Source organism: Anaerobacillus sp. QJM3NY_17 (assembly GCF_056173665.1).
Genome location: NZ_CM149685.1, coordinates 3,123,091 through 3,140,079, shown reverse-complemented (window position 1 = coordinate 3,140,079; position 16,989 = coordinate 3,123,091). Strand labels below are relative to the sequence as shown.

The following is a 16,989-nucleotide window of genomic DNA, read 5'->3' as shown; positions in this document are numbered from 1 at the left end:
ACTGGTCCCTCTTTCTTTGCATGTATTCACCTTAAAAATATCTAGTGGTTGAACTAAACGGCGGATTCCGCTTTCCTTTCGGCTGCGCTTTTTCCTGCTGTATAGCCTGTGACGAAGGCTGATGTAATATTGTATCCGCCGGTATACCCATGAATATCGAGTACTTCACCACAAAAGTAAAGACCAGTTGTGAATTTTGACGCCATTTCTTTTGGGTTAATTTCTTTTAGAGATACTCCGCCACCTGTTACGAATGCTTTATCGATTGGAAGCGTACCGTCTATGGCCACCTGGAACTGCTTTAATAGCCGCACGTATTCGCGCACTTTTTCTTTCGATAAGTGAGCGTAAGTTGTATCTGGAGAAATTTCTGCTTTGTTAAGTAGAAAGAGCATATATCGCTCTGGAACTTTACTTTTCCAAATGTTCTTAATCGCTTTTTTTGGCTCTTCTTTTGCGAGTTTCATATGCTCGCGAAATAATTCTTCTTCGTTTTGATCTGGTACGGCATCAATTTGTAAGGGAATATACTGAGCATTAAATTTTTTCATTGCTTTAACGACATATTGACTGCAGCGAAGAACAGCGGGGCCAGATAGTCCGATATGGGTGAAGATCATATCCCATCGATGTGTCTTTATTATCTTTCCTTTTGGATTGAGAACGGATAGGGCGACATCTCTTAACGATAAGCCCTGCAGTTCTTTATTTTTGATAAAAGGTTCACTAGATGTAAGAGGCACTTCAGTAGGATAAAGATCTGTGATGGTATGACCACCTTCTTTTGCCCATGCATATCCATCACCTGTTGAACCAGTATGTGGAACAGATTTTCCTCCTACTGCAATAACTACATTTGAAGAGTGGATCTCTTCTTTTGTTTGTAGCTTCACTCCAGCTACTTCTCCATCCCTATATAGAACTTTCTCAACTGGGGTGTTTACTTGGATAGTCACATTCAACTGGCGTACTTTGTTTAGGAGCGCATTTACAACAGATTTTGCATCATCAGTTACGGGAAACATTCTACCGTGATCTTCTTCTTTTAATTTAATGCCTAGATCTTCAAAGAATGTGATGATATCCTCATTATCAAATATGTTAAATGCACTGAATAAAAACTTCCCATTACCTGGAATGAATTTAATTAGTTCATCTAGTGGAAGGCGGTTAGTGACATTACACCGTCCTCCCCCAGAAATGGCTAGTTTTCGCCCAAGCTTATTCCCTTTATCAACGAGAAGTACTTTTGCTCCATGTTCAGCCGCTGATACAGACGCCATGAGTCCGGACGGGCCACCGCCAATCACAATGACATCATAGTTCATACTTACACCTCTCTCATTTTGCTACACACAAACATACCACAATTTGTACTGATTATAAAAGTTTCACAAAAATTTATATTTGTTGTTACTAGGTAAATAGCTTAAAATGGAGAAGTGTATTTCATAACTGTTGAAAATTGTTGATAGATGACGAATAGATATAGTTGAATGGTTAGAAGTAGGAGATGGAGAAATGTCTGATTCAAATGTGATTAGAGGGACGATGCTGTTATCAGCAGCCACCCTTTTTTCTAGGATTATTGGTATGATTTATATGTTTCCTTTTACAGCACTAGTTGGTACACAGGGGGTAGCGCTTTATACGTATGCTTATACTCCTTATACCATTATGCTTAGCCTGTCTACGGTTGGGATTCCATTGGCTGTTTCTAAATTTGTATCTAAATATCATACTCTCGGGGATTATCGAACTGGTCGGAGGCTGTTTAAATCAGGACTTCTTTTAATGTCTCTTACTGGATTCGTTGCGTTTTTAGCTCTCTTTTTATTGGCAGAACCAATTGCTCATATCGTCATTGATGAAGGTAATGAAGGTAACACGATTGCTGATGTAACATTGGTTATCCGTGTTGTGAGTATGGCGTTATTGATCGTACCGATTATGAGTTTAACTCGAGGGTTTTTCCAGGGGCTTCAATCAATGGGGCCAACGGCCGTTTCGCAAGTCGTTGAACAAATCTTTCGTATTGTTTTTATTCTAGTATCAAGTGTTATTATTATGAAATTTATGGACGGAGATGAGGCAACTGCTGCTACGTACGCTACGTTTGGCGCTTTCGTTGGTGCAGTAGGTGGACTGATGGTCGTCTTCTGGTATTACAGAAAACGTAAACCTGCTTTAGATCAACATTTGGCTGAAAGTACGGTTGATCATAATGTGTCGTTAAAGGATATGTATAAAGAAATTATTACGTACGCTCTTCCGTTTGTCGTTGTTGGTCTAGCAATTCCATTGTATTTGCAAATTGATACTTTATTAATTAATCCGGCGCTAAAGAGTATTGGTTATGATAAACCCGCTTATGAAGAAGTTTTTGCGATTATTACAGGCCTTGCTCATAAATTGATTATGATCCCAGTTTCTCTTGCAACAGCTCTTTCAATGACGATTATACCGGCCATTACGAAATCATTTACAGCAAATCGTGAAGGTGCTTTGCAAACTCAGTTAACACAAACCTTCCAGATTTTATTGTTTTTAACTACTCCAGCCGCAATTGGACTAGCGGTTCTATCTGAACCGATATTTAGAGTGCTATATCCTACAGTGAATCAGGAACTCGGAAGTTCGTTGTTAATGTGGTATGCGCCAACTGCTATATTGTTTGCTCTTTTCTCTGTAACGGCTGCTATCCTACAGGGAATAAACAAACAAAAATTTGCGGTTTATAGCTTACTTGCAGGATTAGCCCTTAAAGCAGGATTAACTTACCCATTCGTCACAATTTTTGAAGGGAAAGGTTCTATCCTAGCTACAAATCTTGGATTGTTTACATCGGTGTTAATCACAATCATTATTATTAAGAAATATACTGAATACGAATTTGGTTTTCTTTCAAGGAGATTGCTGCTTATCGGTATCTTTGTTGTCGTGATGGCCGTGGCTTCTAAACTTTCGATACTACCATTGGAATTTCTCATGCCTGATTTGTATCTTTCAACAAGTGAAGGTGGTAGCATGCTGTATTCAATCATTAACCTGTTGATTGGAGTAACAGTTGGAGGAATTGTATTTCTATGGCTATCCTACCGATCAAACCTTGCAGGCTTAATTTTAGGAGAGCGATTCTCATTCTTAAAAAGACGTTAAAAAATGAAGGCCAAAATGGCCTTCATTTTTTTGAGAGATGATATTAATATCCGTAGTCCTCATCTCTTATTCCAATTTGTCTTTCAATCCTTGTAATTCGACGATCCTGTCGTCTTAATTGACGCTCAATTTCTCTTAATTGCTGTTCGATGTTTCCTGGGTATCCTGGTTGGCCAGGGTAACCGGGCTGACCAGGATATCCTGGGAATCCGGGATACATTTGATACCCTTGCCCTTGCTGACGATCATACATAAAGATCCCTCCTTAAATAGGTACCTGATAGTGTATGTGAGTGCTGGGCAGTGTTGCTGGGCATATGTCCCGTGTTATACTGAGTTTTTCTGATACCAGCTTAATTGTTCTCCAATTCCAAGACCTTTGAGAGGAACCTCATATATGTAATTGAAATGATTTAGCTGCGGTTCAAGGTGTTTGCGATAGACAGATCCTCCGTGCAAACACACAACAATATCTGTAGACGTTTCATACTGAGAGAATTGCTCAATTACTTTTTGAGCCCATTCCTCACGTTGATGATGTGTAAATGTTTTGATGGATACATCATATGGGTCCATGATGTCGTCTGGTAATAAGAGGCCGTCTTTGGCATTATAAAAATACATGCGATCATAGTGGTGTGATGCATACTCAAGCGTTTTTTGAAATAAAGGACTCTGGTAAAATTCTGTAACAGGCGCTGATTTATTACTTTTCTTACGAGCCGTTGCTAAAAGTCCAACTTTCACAGTCATTCGATTCACTCCAAACGTGCATATTGGCATTTAACGTTTACATACCCTTCAGAACTAGAAAGTATGCTAAAAAAGTAAATAAATAGTGGAAAAAATATGGAAAAGGATTGATTTTATGCGTTTAGATAAACTATTGGCAAATATGGGCTATGGAACTAGAAAGGAAGTAAAAAAGCTTCTTAAGACAGGCGTTGTCCGCGTTGATGAAGAGATTATTAAAGATCCAAAGCAACACGTTAACACTGAACAGAACCAAGTAACGGTGCATGAAGAAATAGTTGAATATCGAGAATTTATTTATTTGATGATGAATAAGCCAGCAGGTGTGATTTCAGCAACGGAAGATGAAGACGATGAGACCGTCATTGACATTCTCATTCCTGATGATCAAGTTTTTGAACCATTTCCTGTCGGTCGTCTTGATAAAGATACAGAAGGATTGCTTATCATTACGAATGATGGAAAGCTCGCACATCATTTAACGTCACCAAAACATCATGTTCCTAAAACATACTTCGCTAAAATTAATGGTGTTGTTACAGAAGAAGATGTTCATGCTTTTGAAAAAGGTGTCACTCTTGATGATGGTTACGAAACAAAACCAGGTGAATTGACCATTCTATCATCGGATGAGGTCTCGGAAATTGAATTAACGATACATGAAGGGAAGTTTCATCAAGTAAAGCGGATGTTTGAAGCAGTCGGAAAGCAAGTCGTTTATTTGCAGCGGATTCAAATGGGGGATATTCACCTTGATCGCGATTTAGAACCGGGGGAGTACCGCGAATTAACAGCTGAAGAAGTAGACATTCTGCATAAGTAAGTCTTCCTCAGATGAAGGAAGGTTTACTTTACCGTTTTCTTTTCGTGTAGCTGGGGAATACCCTTACTAGTCAGTCGCGAAGGAGAGGATGTTCATGATTAAGGTTGGAAAGGAAGTGCTGAATCAAAAGCTTAAGAATGATTCAACAGCTGAATTTGTTGTAAAGCAGGTTTATTTCGATCGATCACTTTCTAAAGCAACGTTTGTTGAGGTTCAGAAAAAAGAAACAACGAATAAGCAGAATGCAATACCAGATCATCATTCAGATGAAATGCTTCATTCTATTCAAGCCTCTGGGGGGCAGTTTACTCCTGATAACTATCCTGTTACAGACGATGACCGAAAAGAAAAGGAAGCCGATGAAACGATGATTATTTCATATAATCAGATCAATTGGGAAGGTGATGATTACCTTCTTCATAATCAACAAGAAGAAGTGCAATCTTCGGTTCTAATTGATCAATGTTCATATAAATCGTTGGATAAATGTCAGGTTCTAACGGAAGATGGTGAAGAGTTAGGGAAGGTGAAAGATATCGTGATTCATAAGGATGGACAGATTGAAGGATTTTATCTTTCAGAGGGTTTCTTATCTGATTTTCTTTCAAGTGATCACCCTTTTCTAAGTGCGGATCAATCTGTAAGTTATCGTCATGATAAAATCATGGTTCCTGCGAATTATCATCACTCATTATTGAAAAAATAAATGATGCAAGCCCTGCTCTAGTAGCAGGGCTTTTATTGTGGTCTCCTTAATTAGAGGGCTGTGTTAATAAGCGTTGTTGAATTTTAAGCGAATACTCTCTTCAATGATTCAAAAATCGAAAAATCAACAATAGAAGCTAACATATCCAAAATTAAAAGTGAAAGAGACCAAAAATAAAGGCCTTCGTCAGAATGACATTGACGAAAAGCCAGGTTTTACGAGTGAATTTATTTTGTTATCCAACTTTTACTCTCTTGCTTGTGGTTGTCCAGAATCCTCGGTTTGGGCTTTTGACTAGTTCATTGTAGGCCAGCACGTTCAAATCTCTTTGAACAGTGCGCTGGGTAATCCCAAACTCTTCAACTAACTCATTAGTGCTGACAGTACCATGCTTGCTAATAAATAAATAGATAGACTTGATACGGGTCATCATACGATCAGTTGAAGTAATACTCAAAGAACCACTCCCTAACATGTAATCAATGCCTTATCCTTAGCATAAATAGTGACTATTAAAACCATATGAAGGAAACGTAAAGATATACTTAATTTTCTAATTGTTCCTTCGATTTTTTCATGAAAGTTTGGTTGAGTGCTCCGATTATGACTGGAAGTGATTTCTGGATGTGTTGGGTTCCCCAACTTGGTGTATTGACGAATAGGTATGACCACTTTCATAAGATAAGCGATTGATTGGTATTATTATTTAATTCCACTCCTACTCCCATTTCCCTCTTTTGGGCGAACTTACACCCCCTCTTTAAAGTTTATTTTACAATAATTCTGTTATTTCGGCAAAAAATTTCATTTCTTTTGAGTCAAACTTCCTTATCGAACTTACCTTTGCTATTCTTAAAGGACTAATATTGAGAGGAGGCGTGTGCTGGTGTTATTTCGAATATTTATTAAAAATGCGATTAAATTAAACAACCGGTTTATGATCATTGTCGCTATAGCATTAGTGATCATAAGTGCTTTTGTTATGCGTTTACTCGAACCTGAGACATTTCCTTCACTCTTTGATTCATTTTGGTGGGTTATGACGACCGTTACGACAGTAGGATATGGAGACTACTTCCCTGTCACAGTTGGAGGAAGAATCTATGCAATGTTTCTCTATATCGCAGGAATTGGATTAATTGGTGTGGTTATCGGTAAGTTTGTGGACGGATTTGCAGAAATTAAAAAGCGAAAGGAGGAAGGGAAAATGCCGTATCAGGGAGATAATCATATTGTTATAATAGGGTGGTCACAAAAGGCGGCATATGCCGTATCAGAGATTAGGGATTCTGATAAATGTGAGATTGTCATCATTGATAAACTACCAAAAACCCCGCTAACAGAAGATAACATTCATTATATACAGGGGGATGCGGCTGAAGAAGCCACTCTCAAAAAAGCGGATATAATGAAAGCGAAGGCGGTTCTGGTGTTTTCGGATGATGCTATCCACGATTCTCTTCTTGCTGATGGGAAATCGTTGATTATTGCTAGTTCGATCGAACGCATGTCAACTGATATTCACACAACGGTTGAAGTGATGAAAGAAGAGCACATAAAGAATTTCACTCATGTCCAGGTAGATGAATTTGTACTTTCGCATGAAGCTGTATCTCGCATGGCGGTTAGATCAGCATTTACGAAAGGAATATCAGGCGTCTATTCTCAGCTATTAAGTCGAGGACATGGTGATAATTTATATGAAATAGCTGTTCATCCAGATTGGAATACATATAGGGAAGCCTTTCAGGACTTATTACAGCAGGGTGCCACATTGGTTGCAGATGGTAACCGCATGGATATAAATCGCCGTCTTGATGAACCAATTTCACGTGACGCAAAATTATTTGTTATTTGTGATAAAAGTGTATATGAAAAAATAAGTAGGCGGGTGTAAATAATATGGAGAGTATAAATTGGAAAAAAGAAGTGATCAATCGAAAAGAAGATATGTTAGCTGATTTAAAAGGACTTTTGAAAATCGAAAGTGTGCTAGAAGAAGAGCTGGGAAATGAAGAAGCACCGTTTGGTCCCGGCGTAAAAGAAGCTCTTGATTACATGCTTGCTTTAGGTGAGCGAGATGGCTACCAAACGAAGGATGTTAAACATGTGGCAGGACATTTAGAATTTGGTGAAGGAGAAGACATTGTAGGTGTGCTGTGTCATGTGGACGTTGTTCCAGCGGGAAATGGTTGGACGACTCCAGCATTTGATCCTGATCTACGCGATGGGAAGTTGTTTGCTAGAGGAGCTATTGATGATAAAGGACCAACTATTGCTGCTTATTGGGCGATGAATATAGTGAAAGAGCTTTTGCCTTCAGTCTCAAAGCGAGTGAGAATGATTATCGGGACAGATGAAGAAAGCTCATGGCGCTGTGTAGACACATATTTTAAAAACGAAGAAATGCCAGGCATGGGTTTTGCACCTGATGCAGTTTTTCCCATAATACATGCGGAGAAGGGGATTGCTGATTTCGAATGGGTTTTTCCTGTAAAAGACACTCAGAAAGAAGGAATGATTCTTCAATCATTTCATTCCGGTCAGCGTTTGAACATGGTTCCCGATTTTGCTAGTGCTAAATGTGAGGGGGATGAAGCTGAGTTACTTGACGCAAAGAAAGCATTCGAGCTATTTTTAGAAAAGAAAGGTTTAGAAGGTCGTGTAACACTAGACCAGGAACTATCACTTGAAGTGCACGGTGTATCTGTCCACGGATCTGCTCCCCATGAAGGAGTAAATGCAGCCTTCAAATTAGCTGAATTTCTAGATGAACAAGCTCTCGATCAAAACGGTGCCAACTATATTGGATTTATTACTATGTGGCTCCTGAATGATTTTACTGGGGAGCGGTTTGGTGTAGCTTACGAAGATAAGGTAACAGGTTCTCTAACGATGAACGCAGGTACATTTGCATATAAAGCTAATCATGAAGGGCGAATAGGAATTAATCTGCGCTACCCTGTTACATGCTCATTCGATGACGTTAAGAGAACGTTCAATAAAGTAACTGAACCACTGGAAGTGCAAATGAATGTAGTTGATCATATGACACCTCATCACGTACCTGAGGATCATGAACTGATTCAAAAGCTTCAAAAGGTGTATGAAAAGCAGACTGGTGAGCAAGCGAGACTTTTATCGATTGGTGGAGGGACTTATGCGCGTTCACTAAAAGCGGGGGTTGCGTTCGGTGCTTTATTTGAAGGGAAGCCACAACTCGCTCATCAAAAAGATGAGTATGTTGATGTAGAAGATTTATTAAAAGCAACAGCCATTTATGCTGAAGCTATTTATGAACTTGCAAAATAATAGAATGAGCGCCATGCCAACATTGGCATGGCGCTGACTAATTAATGATAAATCAAAGATCACTTCTTTTATTTAGAGCTGAATAAATCACTTGAAAGGTATCGTTCACCGGAATCGCAGGTCATTGTGACAACAACTTGGTCAGGTGATAAACGTTCAGCAACTTGCATAGCAGCATATACGGCTGCACCTGATGACGGTCCCACAAGAAGTCCTTCTTCTCGAGCGAGTTTCCTGGTTACTTCGTATGCCTGTTCATCTGAGATTTTAATAACTTCATCATAGACAGACGTATTAAGAATATCTGGAATAAAGCCTGGACTTGTTCCAACAAGTTTGTGTTTTCCAGGCTTTCCACCAGACAACACTGGTGAGCCTTCAGGTTCTACAACATGAACGGTTAAGTCAGGGTAGTGTTCTTTCAATACTTCTCCTGTTCCTGTTACGGTTCCGCCAGTACCAGCTGTTGAGATAAAGGCTGCCGGTGTAACGCCGAGCTGCTTCATTCCTTCAATAATCTCAAGAGCCGTCGATGTCCTATGAGCATCCGGATTAGCTGCATTCTCGAATTGCATTGGGATAAAGCTATTTTCAATAGTTTCAGCAATTTCTTTAGCCTTTTTAATTGCGCCAGGCATTTTCTCAGATGATGGAGTTAATACGACTTTTGATCCGTAAGCTTTAAGAAGCTTGATTCGCTCTTGCGTAGCATTATCGGGCATAACAATAATAGCTGGATATCCTTTAGCCGCTGCATTCATGGCAAGGCCAATACCTGTATTTCCAGAAGTAGGCTCGATGATTGTTGAACCTTCTTTGAGTAACCCATCTTGCTCAGCTTTTTCAATCATATTGAACGCTGCGCGGTCTTTTACGCTTCGACTGGGGTTGAAATACTCTAGTTTGGCGTAAATTTTTGCTCCGTCGGGATTTGGAACACGGTTTAATTTAAGTAATGGTGTATCACCAATAAGATCAGCCATATTTTCATAGATCATATAAGCACATCCTTTTCAGACAAGTTAAGGTTATTTACCTTATTTAATTGATAAGAGTATAGAGAGTAATAATATCGGTGGAGCCCAACAGATAATGATTCCTATTACTGTTCCCCATTATAGCAAAAGATAAATCTTAAGTAATAAGAACTAGCTTAAAAGTAAAAAGATAAAAGATTATTCAGTTTTTTTGATAGAATAGAATTAGGATAGAAAGAGTGAGTAAGTTGAATACACATTATTTTATAGCACTCCCCATACAACCACAACTTAGAAGAACGCTTCAAGAAATTCAAGAAAGCTCTCCTTTAGAATTGTTTAAACATGTGGTGTATCCTGAAGATTTTCATATTACAGTAGCTTTTTTAGGTGGAGCAGAAGAAGAACAGTTATCTGTACTTCATCAAGAGTTGGAGAGGGTGGTTAGGAATATTAAACCCTTTAAGGTTATGCTTGAAGGGTTAGATCATTTCGGTCATGATAGACGCCCAAGAGTACTTTACGCTTCCGTTCATCGAACAGAACCGTTGGAAAGAATTCATCAAGAAATACTCCGGGTGAGTGAATTGGCAGGTTTTCCTGTTAGTGAAGGGGAATATTCTCCTCACGTTACACTTGCAAAAAAATGGCGCGACTCTAGTAAAGAAATACATCCTGATTGGCCGTCACTATTATGTGAAAGTCAGGAAGTCTCAAGCATTCATCTATATCGAGTTGAACCTAAGGACAAACCGAGATACAAATGTGTGGCCTCTTATGAATTCACTAATTAATAAGTTCCTTATGATCACCTTGCAGATTGGCCTTCTGTTCGGGTTTTACATTGTAGGAGGTTATCTCCAAAAGGTCTTATCACTTCCTATTCCAGGAAGCGTTGTTGGAATGCTCCTTCTCTTGTTGGGACTTTATTTAAAGTGGATTCCCGTGAGTTGGATTTCTCAAGGAGCAGCTACATTATTGAATCATTTACCGTTGCTTTTTATACCAGTTACTGTCGGTATTGTGCAACATCTCGACTTCTTTAGTGGAAAAAGTCTCTGGTTAGTTCCAATCGTTCTGATAAGCACATGGATTGTAATGGGAACGACAGGATTGCTTGGCCAGTTTCTTGCTAATCGAAAGGAGTAGAGAAAAATGATGATCATGCAAATGATTCTATGGTTTACGATTACTTTATTGTTATATGTTGTTTTCCGGCGTCTTTATCAGATATTTCCTTATCCATTTATGATACCAGTGCTAACGTGCACTGTTATTCTCGTTATCATCTTAACGTCCTTGGATGTGTCATATGACACGTATTTCAGCGGGGGGAAATGGATTGATGCTTTATTAGGACCTGCCATTGTGGCACTTGCCTTTCCGCTATATCAACAAAGGGAATTATTAAGTAAATACAAATTAGAAATACTTGTAACGGTACTAATAGCAAGTATAGTAGGCATTTTGTCAGGATATTGGCTTGCGGTCATAAGTGGGTATAATGAAATGATTGTCTCCACAATTATTTCAAAAAACGTGACAACCCCTGTTGCGATGGAAGTAGCCAGTATGACTGGTGGAGAGCCAGCTTTTGCGGTTATTTTCGTCATGATCGCTGGGATTGGCGGTGCTGTCACAGGGCCATGGTTATTTCAGCTACTTGGTATATCCAATTTTCTTGGAGTGGGAATGGCTTTTGGTGGGGCATCACACGCCATTGGCACTTCAAAAGCCCTTGAATATGGAGAGAGAGAAGCTGCTATTAGTTCTATTGGGTTAAGTTTATGTGCCCTAAGTGTCTCGATACTTGGACCGATATTATTAAGTTGGTTTTCATGAAAATCTAAATCGAACAAATGTCAAAAAAAGATTTTCAAAATAAGATAGGTAGTGACAAACGGTTGTAAGCATCTCAGCAAAGGATGGGATTCATATGATACGAGATTATTCCGCATATAAAAAAGTGAGCCAGGCTTTTACAGCCTATTGGGATGACTTTCAGACGATTACGGTAATGGCTGATATCTCGTTAGATGTTCAAGATGCCTACACCCTTACTGATGGACATATAGATCTTTCAATTGAAGTAAAAGAAACCTCTAAAATGGGGAAAAAGAGGCTTGTTTCGTTACATGTTGATCATGAATATAGTCCAGGCAACAATTATTTTCTAGTTCATTCGAGTGGTGAAACAAGTCTTGTTTTTACTGGGAAAGTTGTCAGAACTGATTTATTTGATGAACGCTATTATTATGATGGTGAACTAGGGGCAATTCTAACTGAGAATGGAACCATCTTTCGAGTATGGGCACCGACTGCTACAGAAGTAATCGTCAATATTTATAATGAGGAATTCCAAAAGGTAAAAGAATTACCGATGCTAAAACAAGAACAAGGTGTATTCGAGGGGTTATCTCCTGAAGATGGAGAAGGAACGCTGTACACTTACACAGTGTATGTGAATGGAGAAATGCGAGAAACGATCGATCCTTATGCGAAAGCCGCTACGTCTAACTGCAAGTTTGGGATGGTAATGAACGCTTCAAATACTAACCCTGATGGCTGGAACCCTATGGAAAAACCTACTTTTGCAAAACCATCTGATGCGGTCATTTATGAACTTCACGTCAGAGATTTTAGCTCACAAGCAAAAAGTGGTCTTAAAAATAGAGGGAAATATAAGGCATTTACAGAAGAGCCACCGCCTAAAGATGGTCTTCCTTCTGGGATTAATTATATAAAGTGGCTCGGTGTTACGCATGTAGAACTTCTTCCAATTCAGGATTTTGGTAGCGTAGATGAAATGAAAGCTCCTCCGGGATATAATTGGGGCTACGATCCTATCCATTATTTTGTGCCAGAAGGAAGCTATTCATTAAATTCTCATGAACCTTACACGCGAATTAGAGAAGTAAAAGAAATGATTGGGAAGCTTCACGAGAAGGGATTGAGAGTGATTATGGACGTTGTTTATAATCATGTCTATCAACTCCATGCATCCCCTTTGGAAAAAATTGTGCCAGGTTACTACTTCCGGTTTGATCATGGTGGAAAACCTTCAAATGGAACTGGCGTTGGGAATGATACGGCGTCAGAAAGAAGAATGATGAGAAAGTTAATTGTAGATTCTGTCGTTTACTGGGCAAAAGAATATGGTGTTGATGGGTTTCGCTTCGATTTGATGGGTATCCACGATAAGGAAACGATGAATGAAGTGCGTTATGCGTTAGATTGCATTGATCCATCGATATTGATTTTTGGTGAAGGTTGGCATATGAACACCATCCTACCTGATCATCGGAAAGCGATGAGCTCAAATGCGCGAGAAACGCCTAGAATCGGCTATTTCAATGACCACTTTAGAGATTCAGTTAAAGGGAAATTGTTTGATACAGGCTCTACAGGCTTCGCTAATGGGAATTTTTCAGTTAAAGAAGATGTAAAGAAGTGTATAATGGGGAGTGTTGGAGATAAATTTATTACAGCATCTCAATCCATTAATTATGTGGAATGTCACGATAACCATACGCTATGGGACCGCTTAAATCGCAGTCATCCTAGTGTGAGCGAAGAAGTGAAACAAGGCATGCATAGATTAGCTACTGCCATTACAATACTTTGTCAGGGAATTCCATTTATTCATGCAGGTCAGGAATTTTTCCGAACAAAGAATGGGGTAGAAGATAGCTATAAATCTCCAGATAAAATTAACCGATTTGATTGGCAGAGAATGAGAGCTGTCCAAGAAAATGTCAAGTATATTAGAGGACTAATCTCGATTAGAAAACATTTTGAAGCATTTAAAATGACTGAAGGTCATGACATGAATCGAATTAACTTTATCGATTCTCCAGGGCCTATTCTCGCATATCGAATCAACCAGCACCATACTAGCGAATCGATTATTGTGATTCATAACGGAGGATATCATCCTGATGTGATCGATATTGGAGATGGAGACAAATGGGTCCTTGTTGAAGGTGAACATGCAAGTGTTGAACCGCTAAGAAAAACATCTGAAAAAGTCATATCTATTGCACCGTTTAGCACAATTGTTCTAATAACGAGTGATTAACACATGAAGATTTCTTCAACGTGTGTTATAATTTTTTATTCGTAGACGGTTTTTAGCTAAGTCCGGAGAAGATCTCGCTAAAAACGCAAAACTTCCAGAATCTACAAACTAACGGAAATCGAAGGTGAATTTGTTGGATAACATTTTAGGCGAAGGCTGGCAGGTGACCCCTGCTGGCGGAGCGACAGGCGAAGCATACTTAGCTCAATATGGAGACGAGAAATTATTCCTAAAACGGAACTCCTCGCCTTTTCTGGCTGTTTTGTCGGCGGAAGGAATTGTACCGAAACTTCTCTGGACCAAGCGACTTGAGAATGGAGACGTTATTACAGCCCAAAAGTGGTTGCCGGGGAGGGAACTGAAGTCCTATGAAATGAAGCAGCCGCGAGTGGCGCAAATGCTTTATAAAATACATCGGTCTTCAGAACTTCGAAGGATGCTCAATCGGCTTGGGAAAAAGCCCCTCTCACCTGATGTGATTTATCTTGATCTATTGCAGAAGTTTGAGAATCATCATCGGAGAGACGTGGAAGTGATAAGAGCCCTTTCGTATTTAGCTGCAAATAAGAATGACCTTGAACATGTCGAAAAAGTTGTGTGTCATTGCGATGTCAATCATAACAACTGGATGTTTAGCGAAGAAGGGAATCTCTATTTGATTGATTGGGATGGAGCGGTAGTGGCAGATCCAGCTTTGGATATTGGGATGCTTCTATACTGGTATGTTCCAAAAGAAGAATGGGGAGAATGGCTCGGTCATTATGGGCTAGAGAATACAGAAAGCCTTCGCCACCGCATGTATTGGTATGTGGTAGCGCAGACCTTACTGTCCATTTACTGGTATGATCTTAAAGGCTTAGACGGGGAAGTTGAATTCTGGAAAAGGGATTTAGAAAATTTGAATCATTATCGACTTATTGATACCGATCAATAGTATCGACCCACTGGCTAAGATGAGGCTGGTGGGTTTCTATGTGGTTTAATAAATTTGTTTCTGTCGCACCTGTTACACTATATTGCTCAATTTGATTGAGGATTTGTTTGATTTCTGGTGCAATGCCATTATTTTGTTGCAGGGAATTGGCAAGGCGCTGAATTTGCTCACACTCTGAAGTTGTTCCAGAGCAATCGGTTTGATGATTTTTGAGAATATCAGCGAGTATAAAAAGCTGGTCGCGATGTGATAGTGGCATAATTGTTCCTCCTTATTTGTACTATTAGATAGCGTGTACATGTGTGTAGGAATTATGCCGGTTGAATAATGAAAAAACACGGATTACTCCGTGTTTTGAAATGAAAAGTTTCTTTTATCTGCTTTTGGATATGTTATTTAGTGTCCCCTTTTGCTCCCCAGCCAAAAAGTGCAACCACGGAAACGACGATGACAATCCAGGGTGCCCACATCATGAGAAAGTGCTCCATTTATTCACCCTCCTCCCTGTCTCTAGCATAACCGATATTATTAAATGATTCTGGTTTGCTTTTCAACAATCTTGTTACTTTTACATACCCCCTCCCTCGCCTTTCTATTCTTAAGAATTCATGGTAAAATGTCGATTGTGTAAAAACGGTGATTAGATAATAAGGAAGTGAAAGTATGCGTCAACGCAATAAGCCATGGGCAGAAGATATGTTTGCAAAGAATCCTCAATTCGTTCCGACGAACCCTACTGATCGTAAAGGAAATTGGAAAGATGTTTTCGATAATAGTAATCCGATACATTTAGAGGTTGGAACTGGTAAAGGTCAATTTATAATCGGTATGGCCAGACAGAATCCCGATGTGAATTATGTTGGTTTAGAGCTTTCATCAAGCGTAATGGTGTCAGCATTAGAGAAATTAATTGAAGAAGATGTTCCAAATGTTCGTTTGTTGAATGAGAACGCACAAGATTTAAGCACCATTTTTGAAGAAAATGAAGTCAGTCGAGTATATTTGAATTTCTCTGATCCTTGGCCTAAAAATCGTCATGAGAAAAGAAGACTTACCAATAAGACATTCCTTGATCTTTATCGGGATGTTATGAAACCAAATGGAGAAGTTCATTTTAAGACAGATAATCAAGGGCTTTTTGAATATTCTCTTCATAGCTTCTCCTTATATGGGATGATACTTAATCAAGTTAGCCTTAACTTGCATCAGAGTAATATGGAAGATAATGTGATGACGGAATATGAAGAAAAGTTCTCATCAAAAGGTAGTCGGATCTATCGATGTGAAGCACAGTTTAGAAGTTGAGTCGTTTAAATGCGGCTCTTTTTTTGAATATTATTGAAAGCGGTTTCTTTTAGTGAGAAAATGAAACTAATCTTATAAAGGTGGGATTTCGATGGAGCAGTTACAAGTTGGGAGTTTATCCATTACATGGCTTAGAGGTGGCGTGACTCATATGGATGGGGGCGCAATGTTTGGAGTTGTACCAAAACCATTGTGGAGTAAGCGGTACCCGGTAAATGAAAAAAACCAGATTGAGCTTAGAACAGATCCTCTCCTTTTACAATGGCAGGGCAAGAACATCTTAATTGAATCAGGGATTGGAAAAGACAAATTAAGTGAAAAACAAAAAAGAAATTATGGAGTTGAAGAAGAGTCAGATATTCATGGATCCCTTGAAAAACTTGGACTATCTGCTGAGGAAATTGATATTGTCTTAATGACACATCTTCATTTTGATCACGCGAGTGGATTAACAGAGCCAGATGGAGATGGATATAAACCAACGTTTCCGAATGCTGTTATTTATGCTTCAGAGGTAGAGTGGAACGAAATGAAGGAGCCAAATATTCGTTCGAAAAATACATATTGGAAAGAAAACTGGGAAGCGATTCAAAACAAAGTTCATATATTTAAGGAATCTTATGAAGTCATTCCAGGGTTGAATATGTACCATACAGGAGGACATAGTGATGGACATGCGATCATTATTATGAATGAGGGCGAAGAGCGCTTGATTCATATGGCAGATCTTATGCCAACTCATGCCCATCAGAATCCTTTATGGGTTCTTGCATACGATGATTATCCGATGACATCGATTTATGAGAAAGAGAAATGGATAAAAGATGCTGTTGATCAAAATTCGTGGTTTATTTTTTACCATGATGCGATTTATCGTGCTTTAAAGTGGGATAAGGAGTACAACGTGACGGATGAAGTAAAACGAAATGTGTGATAGTAAGG

The 16,989-nt window shown here is 39.1% G+C and carries 19 protein-coding genes; 12 read left to right on the top strand and 7 right to left on the bottom strand.

What is annotated here, in order from left to right; translation table 11 throughout:
• Positions 1-53: 53 nt before the first annotated feature.
• The gene (locus AC0VYV_RS16425; protein ID WP_475373986.1) at positions 54-1,328 is read right to left on the bottom strand and encodes a BaiN/RdsA family NAD(P)/FAD-dependent oxidoreductase; all 1,275 of its coding nucleotides are present in this window, start codon (positions 1,326-1,328) and stop codon (positions 54-56) included.
• A gap of 193 nt (positions 1,329-1,521) precedes the next feature.
• Between AC0VYV_RS16425 and AC0VYV_RS16420 the strand changes: the two genes are divergently transcribed.
• A complete protein-coding gene (locus AC0VYV_RS16420; RefSeq protein ID WP_475373985.1) occupies positions 1,522-3,159 on the top strand; it encodes a putative polysaccharide biosynthesis protein in 1,638 nt (545 codons plus the stop codon).
• Positions 3,160-3,202: 43 nt separating this feature from the next.
• Here AC0VYV_RS16420 and AC0VYV_RS16415 read toward each other — a convergent pair whose 3' ends face one another.
• Together AC0VYV_RS16415 and AC0VYV_RS16410 are read right to left on the bottom strand one after the other, a co-directional pair.
• On the bottom strand, positions 3,203-3,412 hold the full coding sequence (locus AC0VYV_RS16415) for a hypothetical protein (protein WP_194219217.1): 210 nt from the start codon (positions 3,410-3,412) through the stop codon (positions 3,203-3,205).
• Between the two features lie 74 nt (positions 3,413-3,486).
• Positions 3,487-3,912, bottom strand: a complete 426-nt coding sequence (locus AC0VYV_RS16410) for a DUF6884 domain-containing protein (RefSeq protein ID WP_475373984.1) — start codon at positions 3,910-3,912, stop codon at positions 3,487-3,489.
• A gap of 115 nt (positions 3,913-4,027) precedes the next feature.
• On the opposite strand from AC0VYV_RS16410, the gene AC0VYV_RS16405 reads away from it, so the two are divergent.
• The gene (locus AC0VYV_RS16405) at positions 4,028-4,735 is read left to right on the top strand and encodes a pseudouridine synthase (RefSeq protein WP_475373983.1); all 708 of its coding nucleotides are present in this window, start codon (positions 4,028-4,030) and stop codon (positions 4,733-4,735) included.
• Between the two features lie 94 nt (positions 4,736-4,829).
• Positions 4,830-5,441, top strand: coding sequence for a PRC-barrel domain-containing protein (locus AC0VYV_RS16400; RefSeq protein ID WP_475373982.1), 612 nt, complete (start codon positions 4,830-4,832; stop codon positions 5,439-5,441).
• 235 nt (positions 5,442-5,676) lie between these two features.
• Here the strand turns inward: AC0VYV_RS16400 and AC0VYV_RS16395 are convergent, their stop codons facing one another.
• A complete protein-coding gene (locus AC0VYV_RS16395; RefSeq protein WP_159783850.1) occupies positions 5,677-5,916 on the bottom strand; it encodes a DeoR family transcriptional regulator in 240 nt (79 codons plus the stop codon).
• 411 nt (positions 5,917-6,327) lie between these two features.
• Between AC0VYV_RS16395 and AC0VYV_RS16390 the strand changes: the two genes are divergently transcribed.
• Positions 6,328-7,338, top strand: coding sequence for a potassium channel family protein (locus AC0VYV_RS16390; protein ID WP_475373981.1), 1,011 nt, complete (start codon positions 6,328-6,330; stop codon positions 7,336-7,338).
• A gap of 5 nt (positions 7,339-7,343) precedes the next feature.
• A complete protein-coding gene (gene pepV, locus AC0VYV_RS16385; protein ID WP_475373980.1) occupies positions 7,344-8,753 on the top strand; it encodes a dipeptidase PepV in 1,410 nt (469 codons plus the stop codon).
• 68 nt (positions 8,754-8,821) lie between these two features.
• Here the strand turns inward: pepV and cysK are convergent, their stop codons facing one another.
• On the bottom strand, positions 8,822-9,751 hold the full coding sequence (cysK, locus tag AC0VYV_RS16380; protein ID WP_226614801.1) for a cysteine synthase A: 930 nt from the start codon (positions 9,749-9,751) through the stop codon (positions 8,822-8,824).
• A gap of 218 nt (positions 9,752-9,969) precedes the next feature.
• Between cysK and thpR the strand changes: the two genes are divergently transcribed.
• From thpR to AC0VYV_RS16355, 5 genes are all read left to right on the top strand, one after another.
• A complete protein-coding gene (thpR, locus tag AC0VYV_RS16375) occupies positions 9,970-10,524 on the top strand; it encodes an RNA 2',3'-cyclic phosphodiesterase (RefSeq protein WP_475373979.1) in 555 nt (184 codons plus the stop codon).
• Positions 10,508-10,879: a CidA/LrgA family protein gene (locus tag AC0VYV_RS16370; RefSeq protein ID WP_194219224.1), complete on the top strand. Its 372-nt coding sequence runs from the start codon at positions 10,508-10,510 to the stop codon at positions 10,877-10,879. Before thpR ends, AC0VYV_RS16370 begins: the two co-directional genes overlap by 17 nt.
• Before the next feature lie 6 nt (positions 10,880-10,885).
• Positions 10,886-11,572, top strand: coding sequence for an LrgB family protein (locus tag AC0VYV_RS16365; protein WP_194219225.1), 687 nt, complete (start codon positions 10,886-10,888; stop codon positions 11,570-11,572).
• Between the two features lie 94 nt (positions 11,573-11,666).
• A complete protein-coding gene (gene pulA, locus AC0VYV_RS16360; RefSeq protein ID WP_283153852.1) occupies positions 11,667-13,808 on the top strand; it encodes a type I pullulanase in 2,142 nt (713 codons plus the stop codon).
• Positions 13,809-13,932: 124 nt separating this feature from the next.
• A complete protein-coding gene (locus AC0VYV_RS16355) occupies positions 13,933-14,742 on the top strand; it encodes a phosphotransferase family protein (RefSeq protein WP_194219227.1) in 810 nt (269 codons plus the stop codon).
• Here AC0VYV_RS16355 and AC0VYV_RS16350 read toward each other — a convergent pair.
• Positions 14,723-15,001: a YtzH-like family protein gene (locus tag AC0VYV_RS16350; RefSeq protein WP_194219228.1), complete on the bottom strand. Its 279-nt coding sequence runs from the start codon at positions 14,999-15,001 to the stop codon at positions 14,723-14,725. The two genes, AC0VYV_RS16355 and AC0VYV_RS16350, sit on opposite strands and share 20 nt — an antisense overlap.
• Positions 15,002-15,134: 133 nt before the next feature.
• Complete coding sequence (gene cydS, locus AC0VYV_RS16345; protein ID WP_371018339.1) at positions 15,135-15,230, bottom strand: cytochrome bd oxidase small subunit CydS family protein; 96 nt, start codon at positions 15,228-15,230, stop codon at positions 15,135-15,137.
• 175 nt (positions 15,231-15,405) lie between these two features.
• Between cydS and trmB the strand changes: the two genes are divergently transcribed.
• On the top strand, positions 15,406-16,047 hold the full coding sequence (gene trmB / locus AC0VYV_RS16340; RefSeq protein ID WP_194219229.1) for a tRNA (guanosine(46)-N7)-methyltransferase TrmB: 642 nt from the start codon (positions 15,406-15,408) through the stop codon (positions 16,045-16,047).
• A gap of 91 nt (positions 16,048-16,138) precedes the next feature.
• Entirely contained in the window at positions 16,139-16,981 is an 843-nt protein-coding gene (locus AC0VYV_RS16335) for a YtnP family quorum-quenching lactonase (protein WP_194219230.1), read from the top strand.
• Positions 16,982-16,989: the final 8 nt, after the last annotated feature.